General features: G+C 49.7%; 12 protein-coding genes, 2 tRNA genes, 1 other RNA gene and 1 pseudogene. 5 read left to right on the top strand and 11 right to left on the bottom strand.

What is annotated here, in order from left to right; all coding sequences use genetic code 11:
* Positions 1-118: 118 nt before the first annotated feature.
* The 5 genes from EAE_RS16495 to ghrA all read right to left on the bottom strand — a co-directional run bounded on the left by EAE_RS16495 (position 119) and on the right by ghrA (position 3,627).
* Positions 119-415: a fimbrial assembly protein gene (locus tag EAE_RS16495; protein WP_223575861.1), complete on the bottom strand. Its 297-nt coding sequence runs from the start codon at positions 413-415 to the stop codon at positions 119-121.
* Positions 416-702: 287 nt separating this feature from the next.
* A complete protein-coding gene (locus EAE_RS16490) occupies positions 703-1,185 on the bottom strand; it encodes a DUF1097 domain-containing protein (RefSeq protein ID WP_015705019.1) in 483 nt (160 codons plus the stop codon).
* A gap of 102 nt (positions 1,186-1,287) precedes the next feature.
* On the bottom strand, positions 1,288-1,842 hold the full coding sequence (locus EAE_RS16485) for a TorD/DmsD family molecular chaperone (protein ID WP_015705018.1): 555 nt from the start codon (positions 1,840-1,842) through the stop codon (positions 1,288-1,290).
* Positions 1,843-1,865: 23 nt separating this feature from the next.
* Positions 1,866-2,603 carry a phosphatase gene (locus EAE_RS16480; protein ID WP_015367224.1) on the bottom strand — a complete coding sequence of 246 codons (738 nt, stop codon included), beginning with the start codon at positions 2,601-2,603 and terminating at the stop codon, positions 1,866-1,868.
* Positions 2,604-2,688: 85 nt separating this feature from the next.
* Positions 2,689-3,627 (bottom strand): glyoxylate/hydroxypyruvate reductase GhrA, encoded by a 939-nt coding sequence (gene ghrA, locus EAE_RS16475; protein WP_015705016.1) that lies wholly within the window; start codon positions 3,625-3,627, stop codon positions 2,689-2,691.
* A 268-nt stretch (positions 3,628-3,895) separates the two neighbouring features.
* Here ghrA and EAE_RS16470 point away from each other — a divergent pair.
* A tRNA-Ser gene (locus EAE_RS16470) sits at positions 3,896-3,983 on the top strand.
* Positions 3,984-4,402: 419 nt separating this feature from the next.
* On the opposite strand, the gene EAE_RS16465 is transcribed toward EAE_RS16470, so the two are convergent.
* Positions 4,403-5,308 (bottom strand): LysR family transcriptional regulator, encoded by a 906-nt coding sequence (locus EAE_RS16465; RefSeq protein WP_015367227.1) that lies wholly within the window; start codon positions 5,306-5,308, stop codon positions 4,403-4,405.
* Between the two features lie 115 nt (positions 5,309-5,423).
* Here EAE_RS16465 and EAE_RS16460 point away from each other — a divergent pair, with 115 nt between their 5' ends.
* The 4 genes from EAE_RS16460 (at position 5,424) to EAE_RS16445 (ending at position 7,401) form a co-directional block, all read left to right on the top strand.
* Positions 5,424-6,284, top strand: a complete 861-nt coding sequence (locus EAE_RS16460) for a pirin family protein (RefSeq protein ID WP_015705015.1) — start codon at positions 5,424-5,426, stop codon at positions 6,282-6,284.
* 19 nt (positions 6,285-6,303) lie between these two features.
* On the top strand, positions 6,304-6,981 hold the full coding sequence (locus EAE_RS16455) for an isochorismatase family protein (protein ID WP_015367229.1): 678 nt from the start codon (positions 6,304-6,306) through the stop codon (positions 6,979-6,981).
* Between the two features lie 146 nt (positions 6,982-7,127).
* Positions 7,128-7,215, top strand: a tRNA-Ser gene (locus tag EAE_RS16450).
* A 47-nt stretch (positions 7,216-7,262) separates the two neighbouring features.
* A non-coding RNA gene (locus EAE_RS16445) (RtT sRNA) lies at positions 7,263-7,401 on the top strand.
* 706 nt (positions 7,402-8,107) lie between these two features.
* On the opposite strand, the pseudogene EAE_RS25595 reads toward EAE_RS16445, so the two are convergent.
* The 5 genes and pseudogenes from EAE_RS25595 to EAE_RS16420 all read right to left on the bottom strand — a co-directional run.
* Positions 8,108-8,206, bottom strand: a pseudogene (locus EAE_RS25595) (NAD(P)H-dependent oxidoreductase); the annotation flags it as partial.
* A gap of 84 nt (positions 8,207-8,290) precedes the next feature.
* Positions 8,291-9,637 carry a carbohydrate porin gene (locus EAE_RS16435; protein WP_015705014.1) on the bottom strand — a complete coding sequence of 449 codons (1,347 nt, stop codon included), beginning with the start codon at positions 9,635-9,637 and terminating at the stop codon, positions 8,291-8,293.
* A 174-nt stretch (positions 9,638-9,811) separates the two neighbouring features.
* Positions 9,812-11,140, bottom strand: coding sequence for a lactonase family protein (locus tag EAE_RS16430; RefSeq protein ID WP_015705013.1), 1,329 nt, complete (start codon positions 11,138-11,140; stop codon positions 9,812-9,814).
* 58 nt (positions 11,141-11,198) lie between these two features.
* The gene (locus tag EAE_RS16425; protein WP_015705012.1) at positions 11,199-12,308 is read right to left on the bottom strand and encodes a xylose isomerase; all 1,110 of its coding nucleotides are present in this window, start codon (positions 12,306-12,308) and stop codon (positions 11,199-11,201) included.
* 10 nt (positions 12,309-12,318) lie between these two features.
* Positions 12,319-12,771 (bottom strand): C-glycoside deglycosidase beta subunit domain-containing protein, encoded by a 453-nt coding sequence (locus tag EAE_RS16420; protein ID WP_015705011.1) that lies wholly within the window; start codon positions 12,769-12,771, stop codon positions 12,319-12,321.
* Between the last annotated feature and the right edge of the window lie 48 nt (positions 12,772-12,819).

Here is a 12,819-nt window from a genome sequence, read left to right as displayed (position 1 = left end):
TTGTTTTCTTTTTGCTAACAAAATCGATTCATCTTGATTTTGCTACAAAAAAGCAGCGTGAGAATGTCAGGAGAGAGGCGCGGCGAAGGCCCCCGCTGGATCTGCAGGGGCCTTGCTATTACCGATAACTCACTTCGAGAATAGCGTTGGTGTGCTGGGGATTGATAAAGGTGAACTGTGTAGATTTGATATTGGCATGTTGCAGATCTCCCCGGGCTACCTGCTGGGCAGAAAAAGTGACTGACTTCTGCTTAGCGCAAGCCATCGAGACCTGATCTTCTGAAGAACGAATTTTACAAGGCGGTTCGACAACGCCGCCGTGGAAACGAATCACGCCGCTTGCGGCGTTAGAGGTAGTTGAAAAAGTCAATAAAGCGGGAAGGAAACAAACTGTAGCAAGTAGTACGCCAGTCATTTTTTTCACGGCAAAACCCCTCTGCGTAACGGTCAAAAAAACCTTACAAATCATCCATGAGCGCAGTTGAATACAAGCAACTACATACAAAATCAGTATATATATGAAGTACCCGTTGATACTTTTTTCTCTCCGTTTTTGCAAACGGTATCAAATTATTATGGTTTGTTTGCTCAAAATGTCTGCATTAAGAGGAAAAAACAATCGAAGAGGGGTTGATGCGAAAAGGCTTTCATGTAGTGAGTGACGGGAAGCTTACTCCCGTCGTCGAGGAAATGTGAAGAAAATCAGACGTTATCGTTAGCCAGAGACTTATTCTTTGCCGCTCGCGCCGCCAGCCACAGCCCGCTGTTTTTCATGGCATAGCCAAAGACCAATCCCAGCGCCAGTGATGGTACGACAATGCGCCAGTCGCCGCTCGCGGCAAAGGTCGCGCAGGCGCCGATAAAGGTTCCGGGAACAAAAGAGAGCAGCAGCTGACGCGCCTGAATACACATCAGGAAGGCGACTATTCCGGTCATCACATAGCTGAGGATTTCCAACTGCGGCGCCAGCGCGCTACCGTAAATAATCACCAGCGCCCATATCACGCCGCTCATGACAGTGCAGGCGGAAATCAACAGCCCTTTCAGGCCGCCCTGTGGGCAAGCGAAATAGGCCGTACAGCCGAGGAAACCGGCCCAGCTCAGCAGGCCAAGTGAGACCGCCACCCATCCCCAAATACCGGAGAGAATGCCCGTCGTGAGTGCGATTGCGAAGAGTATGTTCATGCCGCGTATCATAGCAGATACGCGGCAACCAAATGCGATCCAGAACACACAATATGAATGCGTGAGTTTGCTGTTTCACACTAAAAGTGACTTAAATCACAATTATTCGTCGTTTTCTTCCTGCAGCTCATCCCACATGGCGGATATAGCTTCACGCGTGAGTAGCGCCATGGTACGCCAGAATGCGGTTTGCGCATGCGCCTCGACTTTACCGAGGAAGGTGCCGCACCACGGTAAGAGGTAATCGGCAAACAACGTTTCCAACGTTTCGCTTTCGTCATCAGAGGCATGATCTTCAAGCCAGGATGCGGCCAGCAGTAGGGATCCAATATGATCGGTTGGCCCGTCGCCAGTAGGAATACCGTGTTGAGTGAGAAAACCGCGGACTTCCGCTTCCGTGGCGCCTTCAACCCACGCGCTGCGATAAGGCGAGACCGCACATTCGTCACCAACGAACAGGGCGTTGTAATCAGCGGTTAACGGCTGGGTATCACAACTCTTCTGCAGACGCTCCAGTAATTCATCCTGTTCCAGCGGCCAACTGGCGGCCAGCTTGCCATCGCGAATCAGCGTGAACAGCGGCACCAACAGCGGGTCCTGCGGCTGACGATAGTACAGCGAGCCCAGCACGCGACAGAGGATTGAAAATTCATTCATACAATATGTTCCAGTGGTTCAAATTAAAGGTCTGCAAATTCCGCAATCGCCGGCATTCCGCGTGATTCGAGGAAATTCAGTAGTCGACGCGGACTGACGTTAAGGATCCGCTCTTCCGGGAAATTCACCGCGTCGAGGATTTTGCGACATTCGGTAAATTCGCCAAGCGTAAAGGCGGTATGGGAGTCCGAACCCAGCGCCACCCAACCACCCGCATCACGCACGGCGGCGGCGATTGCCCGGCAATTATCTTCACTACCGATACGCGATGAAAGGAAAGAGGAATTATTAATTTCCAGCGCCACATGATGCTTTGCCGCTGCTTCGGCTACTGCCGGAATATCGATCGGGAATTTCGGATTGCCTGGATGGCTAATCATGTGGACTGCGCCACTGGCAATCGCGGCAATCATCGCTTCAGTGTGGGTGGCTTTATCCTGAGGCGGGAATACCGGCTCATGAAAACCGGCAATAATCAGATCCAGCGAGGTCAGCATTGGTCCGGTACAGTCAATTTCACCCTGGGTATTTTTAATATTCGCTTCAATGCCGCGCAGAATGCCGACGCCATCTACCAGACGCGGCCAGATACGCATATTGACGAAATGCCAGTAGTGCGGCGCATCGGCCATATCCGGGCCGTGATCGGTGATGGCAAAAAGTTTAATGCCTTTACGTTTGGCCTCGGCAATATAGTCATGCAGGGTACTATAGGCGTGGGTGCTGGCGACGGTATGCATGTGCAGGTCAACAGGATAAATCACAATCTCCTCCTCTGTTTGTGGCAAGAATAGCAGGAATCAGGAGTCATGATCAGTAAAAACCCCGCCGTAGCGGGGTTATCGATTAGTAGCCGCGTTGGCGATCGACCTGCCCGCTGACCGTTTCACCACGCTCCAGGCGGCTAATGGTACTGGCAATATAAGCGATCGCTTCCTGTGGACGGGTAACGGCGGCAATATGCGGCGTCATGGCCACACGCGGATGCGCCCACAGCGGGCTCTCTTTCGGCAGCGGTTCGCGGCTAAAGACATCCAGCATCGCCCCTTTCACCTTACCGCTGTCAAGCGCGGCCAGTAAATCCGGCTCAACAATATGTACGCCGCGGGCGAGATTCAGAACATAGCTGTTATCCGGAAGTTGAGAGAGTAAAGTTTCATTAATGATGCCGACGGTTTCAGCCGTATTTGGCAACAGGTTGATCAGCACGCGGGTTTGCCGTAAAAATGCGCCCAGTTCTTCCTGACCGGCAAAACTCTCAACTTGCGGCCAGGATTTGTGGCTACGGCTCCAGCAGCGCACTGGGAAACCCCAGCGCAACAGGCTTTCCGCGACTTTGCCGCCCAACACCCCTGCCCCCATAATGCCGATAGTGAAATCTTCGCGACGGTATTCCGGCAACGGCTGCCAGCGGGATTGCAGCTTCAGCGCCTGATAATCATCAAAGCGGCGGAACCAGTGCAGTACCTGGCTTACCGCATATTCCTGCATCTGCAGGCCCATACCGGTATCTTCGAGGCGGAACAGCGGGATCGAAAGCGGCAGCATTTCCGGATGCTCCCGCAGCTTGCTAAGAATAGAATCCACGCCTGCGCCGAGGGCAAAAACCGCCTTCAATTTGCGGCCTTGCAACATTTCTACCGGTGGATGCCAGACCAGCGCATAGTCGGCTGGTTGATTGTCGCCAGGTTTCCACTCACGAACTCGCGCTCCCGGCAGATGTTTTTCCAGCTCTGCGATCCAGTAGGGGGTATCGAACGTCGGGTGGTAAAAAATAATCTCCATAATGACTCCTGATTACTGACGCGTGAGTAGGTTGAGGTTTGCGTCGTGTTTTACTCTTTGTTTTGTATTGGTTTGCCAGCATAACAAATTTCGTATCGCTATCGAGGAATAAAGAGAATGGTGACAAAAAAAACGATTCCCGCGCGTTTAAGAAGCAAGTTGTTTGAAGTTTGGCTAAACGCATCTTTTTTTAAAAAAGTTGATTGACGGGAGATACGTATTTCCCTACATTAGCGCCCGTTCCCAGCAACAACGGGAAAGACAATATGGTGAGGTGTCCGAGTGGCTGAAGGAGCACGCCTGGAAAGTGTGTATACGGCAACGTATCGGGGGTTCGAATCCCCCCCTCACCGCCATATTCGAGATGAGAGCTCGTACGAAAGTACGGGCTCTTTTCTTTTATATTCTCCGTACGGGGGGGATGAGAACCCCCGACCGGGGTTCGACAACTGGCGCAGCCAGTTGGACAGACCGCGCACGCAGTAAGCGGGCTGCCCCGACAAAAACGCCGGGAGCGTTTTTGAACAACGCCTGCGTTGGCCCCGAAGGGGCGAGGCCCATGGATGGGCCGAGTAACGGCGAGCGAAGCGAGTCAATCCCCCCTCACCGCCATATTCGAGATGAGAGCTCGTACGCAAGTACGGGCTTTTTTCGCATCTGACCCCGGTAAACCTTCCCGGGGTCGGCATAAATGCCTCGCCCGGGCTACCTATACAGTAGGCCCCGCCACCAATAGCCCGTCCAGGCGCACCACCGCCGGGAAAAAGAGCCTGAGCTAATCCTCTTCCATCCGTTGATACTCTTCGCTGAGATAATCCACCAGCGCTCTGACAGAAGGTAATAAACCGCGCCGCGAAGCAAACACCGCATGAATGACTTCCCGCCGCGGCTGCCACTCATCAAGCACGATTTCCAACTCCCCTGATGCCAACTGATCGCGCACCATTAATAAAGGAAGTTGAACCACGCCAACGCCCGCCATGGCCGCCTCGCGCAGCGCCAGCATATCGCTGGTCACCATCCGCGGCGTGAAATAAACCTCGGCCCGCGCCCCCTCTGGCCCGGTAAGTTGCCATTTATGCTGATGTTTTCCGGCGCCAATACTTAGCCCCGGCCAGGTGCTCAATTCCGCCGGCGCCTGCGGGCGCCCAAGCCTGGCTATCAGCGCCGGACTCGCCACCAGGCGATGGCCGCGATCGGCCAACACCCGCATGACCAGGTCGCTATCTTCAAATGGCCTTGGTCGCACGCGAATGGCCACATCAACCCCCTCGCCCACCACATCCACCCGCCGATTGGTGGCTTCCAGATGTAGCGTCACCCCAGGATATCGCACCATAAAGCGCGCCAGCATCGGGCCAACATGGGCATGCAACAGGGTTACCGGACAGGTGAGCTTGACGCTGCCGCGCGGTTCAGACTGCAGCGTTTCTACCGCCTGATGCGCCGCTTCGGCTTCTATCAACATCGCCTTGCAGTGTTGATAGAAAGTTTGGCCGACTTCCGTGACGGCGAACTGTCGGGTGGTTCGTTGAATCAGACGCACGCCCAGGCGCTCTTCCAGTTGCGCAATGCGGCGGCTGAGTTTGGATTTGGGCTGGTCGAGCGCCCGACCGGCAGCGGCAAAACCGCCATGGTCGACCACCTGAACAAACCAGGCCAGGTCGTTGAGATCCTGCATCCTTTTCTCCATCGTTCCATTTTTAGAACAGTATAGGTCATTTTCGCTATTTACCGGAATATTAGCCCCAGATATAAGCTTATTCACATCAGATACAGACACGCAGGAGATAACCATGAAACAGATTACTGGCGTTTACACCGCCCCTTCGCAGCACTGGGTGGGCGACGGTTTCCCGGTTCGCTCAATGTTTTCTTACCAGACCCACGGCGAACAATTGAGCCCGTTCTTACTGCTTGACTACGCCGGCCCGCACACGTTTCCGGCGGGAAGCGGTAAACGCGGCGTCGGCGAGCATCCGCATCGCGGATTCGAAACCGTCACCATTGTCTACTCCGGTGAAGTCGAGCATCGCGACTCAACCGGTAGAGGCGGCGTTATCGGCCCTGGCGACGTGCAGTGGATGACGGCTGGCGCCGGGATTCTGCATGAAGAGTTCCACTCCGAAGCGTTCACCCGCTCCGGCGGTGAACTGAAAATGATGCAGCTGTGGGTCAACCTGCCGGCGAAAGACAAAATGACGACCCCGGGCTATCAGAGCATTACCGCAGACGTCATTCCGCAAGCAACGCTGGAAGACGACGCCGGGACCGTCAGAGTGATTGCCGGGCGTTACGGCGATGTCGCCGGCCCAGCGCACACATTCTCACCGTTAAACGTGTGGGATATGCAGCTCAAACAAAGTCACGATGTGACATTGCGTCAGCCGGAAGGCTGGAGCACCGCGTTGGTCGTGCTCGAAGGCGAAGTCATCGTCAACGGTACGGAAAACGCACGGGAAGGACAGCTGGTAGTGCTGAGCCAAAAAGGTGAAGCCTTCCATCTGGAAGCGAGCTCCAACGCGAAGGTTCTGCTGATGGCCGGCGAACCGCTACAGGAGCCGATCGTGGGCTACGGCCCGTTTGTGATGAATACCAAAACGCAAATTGCCGAAGCAATTCGCGATTTTAACAGCGGCCGTTTTGGCCAAATCTAACGAAATTGAGGTGAAGAATATGTCTACTCCAGCTAACTTTAACGGTTCTCGTCCGGTGATTGATGTTAACGATACCGCGATGCTGTTGATTGACCACCAAAGCGGCCTGTTCCAGACCGTTGGCGATATGCCGATGCCGGAACTGCGCGCTCGCGCCGCCGCGCTGGCGAAAATGGCATCACTTGCCGGGATCCCGGTGATCACCACCGCTTCCGTGCCGCAGGGCCCGAACGGCCCGTTGATTCCGGAAATTCATGAGAATGCGCCGCATGCGAAGTATATTGCGCGTAAAGGCGAGATCAACGCCTGGGACAACCCGGAGTTTGTCGCAGCGGTGAAAGCGACCGGACGTAAAACCTTAATCATCGCCGGTACCATTACCAGCGTGTGCATGGCTTTCCCGGCAATTGCCGCCGTCGCCGACGGTTATAAAGTGTTTGCCGTTATCGATGCCTCCGGTACCTACAGCAAAATGGCGCAGGAGATCACCCTGGCCCGCGTAGTCCAGGCCGGCGTAGTACCAATGGATACCGCCGCGGTAGCCTCTGAACTGCAGCGCACCTGGAACCGTCCGGATGCCGCCGAGTGGGCTGAGGTGTACACCAAAGTCTTCCCGGCGTATCAGTTGCTGATTGAAAGCTACAGCAAGGCGCAGGACGTCGTGAAGAACAACGAAAAGCTGGATTCCCAGCGTTAAAATAGCTGCCCCGTCGATGAATCGACGGGGCAGTGTTCATTGCTTAACCGAACGGTAAAGAAAGAAAAAAATATGCTTGACCGTTTTAGCGCAACTCCCTATAGTAGCGCCCCGTTGCCCACCCAAGGTGAGCAGCAAGACAATATGGTGAGGTGTCCGAGTGGCTGAAGGAGCACGCCTGGAAAGTGTGTATACGGCAACGTATCGGGGGTTCGAATCCCCCCCTCACCGCCATATTCGAGATGAGAGCTCGTACGAAAGTACGGGCTTTTTTCTTTTATATTCTCCGTTGGGGGGGGGGGATGAGAACCCCCGACCGGGGTTCGACAACTGGCGCAGCCAGTTGGACAGACCGCGAACGCAGTAAGCGGGCTGCCCCGCAGGGGCGAGCGAAGCGAGTCAATCCCCCCCTCACCGCCATATTCGAGATGAGAGCTCGTACGAAAGTACGGGCTTTTTTCTTTTATATTCTCCGTTGGCGGGGATGAGAACCCCCGACCGGGGTTCGACAAATGGCGCTGCCAGTTGGACAGACCGCGAACGCAGTAAGCGGGCTGCCCCGCAGGGGCGAGCGAAGCGAGCCCCCCTCACCGTCATATTTAATACAAAATCAATCACTTACAACGTAAAATTGGTTTTGTCCTGCATAAAATGCTACATAAAGACGCTCGTGTAAACGGGCTTTTATTGCATCTAAATTCCGCGATTTTTCGGTGTTTTTCTCGACTTAACTTTTTAAAATCACCTGCTAAGCGTTGCGCCATTCAGCACAAATAGCAGGGATTATATAACTAAAGAATTCATTCCTTTTCGAAAACCGGCGATATTGACATCTTCCGGTATTAAGAAATTACTAACTTTGTAATATTTTTTCTACTAACAGGTTTTCTTTAACATGCTAAACGAATTTTCTTGCCATGATGTACGCCTGTTCCACAAGTTCATTATGGAGATCCCCTAAATCTTTTCGGATAGAGCCTTATGTATCAAAGAAATATTCAGTTTCACGATCTTCAATACAACAAATACCCGAGAGACCGGCATTCATACAGTGACTCAGGCTCTCCCCTATACCTTGTTTATGGAATCCTTCTTCATCGTAACCAGCAAGGCCAATCCAGCGTACCTATTTTACTGGTAAGCGCCTGCCTTTTACATATGCGATACCATGATCCCACACGCGGTCAATATAGTCTTTCATTAAGACAGGCATTCCGAACCAGTAAACAGGAAAACCATAATAATAGCTGTGCTTACAGAATCAATAGGGAGGTTATCATTGTGATAACCTCCACTTTCAAGCTAATATTTAGAATCTTACTGCTGTTTTAAGTCCAATCACGAGAGCATTTTTGGTTTCTTTAATCCCACCTGGATTAATCCAATACTGTATATCTGGTTGAATATCCAGCCATGAGACTGGTCTCAAGCGATAATAAAGATCAAAATTGACGGCTTTACCAGCTACAGGTTGATAAAGTGGATTATAATAATCCGTGATGTTATTTATGTTATTCGATTCACGTGCACTGTGTGCGAGATGATTACTCATATCAAACCAACTAACACCTAATCCAAGATAATCCTGTGGGCGAGCATCAAAAAGACCGCGATAACGCATTTCTGCTGAGGCAACTATGTGGTAAGGATTTGTACGTTGGTCCGCGAGACTCATGCTGGCCGATATACTCATCCCCTGTTCCCGATCGCCTGGCTTCTGCGTTATTTGTTGGTTGAATCCTCCCCAGAAAAACCATGTATTATCGTAAACCTTAGTTGTCTTACCTACTGGTGTATAAAGGTCGTACTGTGGAGAATTTGTATATAAGACACCTGCGTTATACACCCCAGACAGTCCATTCACAATTGTTTTATATTCTGCTTCAAGAGGCAATAAAACGCCTTTGCTGCCGTTCGCATTAAATGACCATGCCCGAGATCTATCAGACGCGCTGGGGTTTTGTTCGAGCACGCCAGTCTTAATCGTGAGTTCAGGTGTCAGAGCATAGGCAAACGTTGTTCCCCATGAATGGATGTTCCATGTACTCCAGGTCTGCGCATATGCGGACTTGCCACCACATAACGAAAGGACCTGAAAATCACATGGAATACTCTGATCAAAGGTCTGTTGGTAGTTCATCTGACCAATGCGCCATTTCAATTTTCGATCATCGAAGGTGCGGCTGAAGGTAAGGTAACCCAATCGGGTTATCGACCCTCCTCCCCATACTTCTTGGGTTAAATCATTGAAGCGTGCCCGAGGGTCCTGAACTCTCTCTGTCGTTAAATTGTCATCATGGTTGCGGTTAGTAATCAGGCCTTCAATTTTTGCATCGCTAATACCGGTTAATTGTTCAAGATCTTGATTAAAAAGCAATGCAGTTTGATCGGTGAAAGCAAAATGTTTATCAGAATTAAAGCCACCGTCAGCATTATAAGCACTTTCGGTAGAATAAATTAAGGCATAATTAAACCCATTATCGGCCAGCGTTGTTCGCATCCCACCCCAATCGCCAAATAAACCCGGTGTGGGGGGTTCATAACCTAGCACAGTCGGACTCCAAGCCGTCGTTTCCGCTGTAGCGTTACATCCAAATGCAATAAGAAAAGGGGACGCCATCACTAAACCAGATTTAAATTGAAAGGTATCAGTCATTATTATTACTCTCGTTATAAAGGTAAGTTCTTCTATCACAGTGGTATAAGGGAATAGCTACCCCTTAAAATCGGAATAATTTATATAAAAGTAAAAAAGTAGTTAAGTCACCTCATAAGAGGGTTAAATTAAAAGTTTTTCATAAGCTAATGACAGATTGCCATTAGCTTATTTTTATTTAGTTGCGAATGTCAAAAATGCAGGTTGCGGAACGGTAAATTCTGAAATAAAGGTTAATGCCCCATTGTCACTATTAACACTATAAACTTTAATTTTATTATCTGGACGATCTGCTGAAATCATATAACGGCCATTAGGTTCAAAAGCAAAACTACGTGATGCGAGCCCCGGGTGAATCGATTTTGCGAGTTTCACTGACCCAAGACGCATTAGTTTCCCTTTGCCACCAATGCTGTACCACGCGATCGTATCCTCACCACGATTATTTACATATACAAATCGATGGTTAGGATGAAGTCTTATTTCAGCAGGTTCGTTAAGGCCGTGGAAACCAGAATCCAATGTTGAAATTTTATCGAGTAGTTTCAAACTGCCAGTTTGTGGATTGAACTCCATAGATGCCAGTTCAGAGGATATTTCAAGATCGAGATATAGCCGCTGATTGTCTGCAAACACCAAATGACGAGGTGCAGATTCTTCCGGAAACTGATAACTGTTAACTAGTGTCAATTTATCACCAACAGAATAAACCAGAACCTGATCTGTCCCTTTATCGCAAACTAACAGATGATTACCATCAGGAGAAATAACTGCACTGTGCGCATGCGGGCTTGCTTGTGCGTGTCCCCCAGCCTGTTTTGAACGGTTCGGATCTTTCCCATGTCCCTGTAGAACAACAAGGTCATTAATCCCTGCAATAGAACCATCTTTATTTAAGCCATACATAATGACGGTAGAATCATCATAGACATACTCTGACGTCCATTTCTCGTCTTTGAATACCACCTTCTCCACATGTTCAAAATCACCATGGTTGGCAGTAAACAATCTTCGATTCTGGCTATCAAGGCTTAGATAGGTCGGCCGTGGGCCTGGAGCACGCTGCTCATTCAGTTGTTTCAAGTGACCATTTTCCAGATTCACTGAAAAGGCCATCACACTCGCGGCTGGCTCTACCGGGCCTCGACCGTCATTCTTGCGTTCGTCAACGGAATACAATGTTGTCGTTTTGGCATCATAGATCAAATATCCGGATAACTTAGGATTTGCCAAATGCCCCAGTTGTTCAATTTGTTTCCCTGTCTCACTAATCCGTAGAGAATATATTCCACCGGGTTGATGTTCATCTCCATATGTTCCGACAAACACAATGTTTGACGCATTGTCAGAAATGATTTTATCTTTAGCAGAAGTCGTATTCATCGTCTTATCAACCTGTTGCGCACTTGATTTCAGAGTCTCAGCCAGCGCAGAATTTCCGCTAGCAACACTGCACAGCAATAATAATGCATTAGTCACTAATGAATTCTGTACATAACTCATTATAAATCCCTTTAAGGTCAGATTGAACCTGCCACCGTGGGGTGACAGGTCGTGGTAATCAAGCCGTGATTAGACGGCGAAGCATTTCTTGGTGTCGACGGACCTGCTCAAATTCATCCATCATGAATTCTCGACCGCGATCCTGGAAATAACGTTGACCTTCATATTCCGAGTTGAGATATCCCTCGTAACCACCACGACGCAGAGCGTCGATTGCAGATACGTAGTCAATCGCAATATCCTGATACTGGCCCGGCTTATCTGGTATTTCGGACATGTTGTTGAACTTGGCATGAACATGCGTGATATGAGGACAGATTTCGCGCAACGTCTCGACTGAAGTGTTCGACAATGTCAATCCTTCCCCAACCACCGTATAATCCAGAGGTTTAGGTTGTTTAATAAACTCTTCTGCAAGAGTTTTCACCGCCTTGAAACAAACTTTCATTTCGTCCTCACATTCGCCGGTCGCAATAAAGCGGCCAAAGGCAGCGCGGACATTCCCGGCAGTTTGGTTCGCCACATTGAACGTTTGGGGATCGGTCTTTACCAACCCTGCAAGTTTAACTGCCGCATTTGAGGCTTCAGGGTTAGCCCCCCGACGCTCAAACCATCCTAACTGTGCTTCTGAAGGACGTGTACCGAAGATACCAAAATCAGGAACAATACCTAAATGGCGAGTATGATTTTTCTCACTAAATTCAATGATTTCACTAACCTGACGGCCTTCTAACGACATAGGCTGATGTATCTCTTTACCGATACGAATATCAAGTGCTTCAGCCAGTGGCAGTGCTTTAACCATTACATCCAAAGGAACAATCGACAATACGCGAACAATGCTGAAGCCCAGCATTTTAGCAAGTTTGATATCACTTCTAAGACGCTCAGCACATTCATCATGGTTCATAACGTGTGTGCGAAACTGCAACACGTCCATACTAACATCCATAGCAACAGGCTTAAGGCCATGAATGTCAATCAGGCGATACCAGCGCTGCATGAATGCCTTATCAGGTACAGGATATTTGATCGACATTTCATCGATGAGTTCAATACCATCAGCACCATACAAATTATTCGCAACTTCATTGAGCTGCGACTCAAGGTTTGACTCCTTAAAGAATTGAGACTGCTGGTAACTATATAGGGATACACCACGTTTCATTTTATTCACCTTATTCAACAATCATTTCGAACTTCACAATATGCGGAGTTTTGTCAGATCCTGCCCCATTTCCTGGCACAGGTGGAGTCTTAACCCACGTTTCGTCTGTAGGTAAATATCCATAAGCCGCAAGGACCGATTGCTGGAAAAGAACGGTGTGCTTGCCCGGTTTTAATCCCCCAGGGAGTGCTACATGCAAAATACCATCATCGCCATAATCCCAATGTTCATATACAGCGAGAGATAATTCTTCATAACTGCGAGGTCCTTTGCCATTGATTTCAAATGTCTGCACAGAGTTTGGGTATTCAACGCCATCGATAGACAAGTAATAGCCATTATGTAAAGAGATATAGCAGCCACGATAGTTTGCATGCCTTACAGCTAAAGAGAACCCAATGACTTCACCATTGACCTTCTCATTTCTTAGACTTCCCGGGCGAATAAGATAATTATCGAACATAATTCCTCCAACAAATTAATTAAATCCTGATAAACCAAACCTAAATTC

The sequence above is a fragment of the Klebsiella aerogenes KCTC 2190 genome (assembly GCF_000215745.1).
Lineage (GTDB): Bacteria > Pseudomonadota > Gammaproteobacteria > Enterobacterales > Enterobacteriaceae > Klebsiella > Klebsiella aerogenes.
Note: the sequence above shows the minus strand (reverse complement) of the source record. Positions and strands in the feature narration are given on the sequence as shown.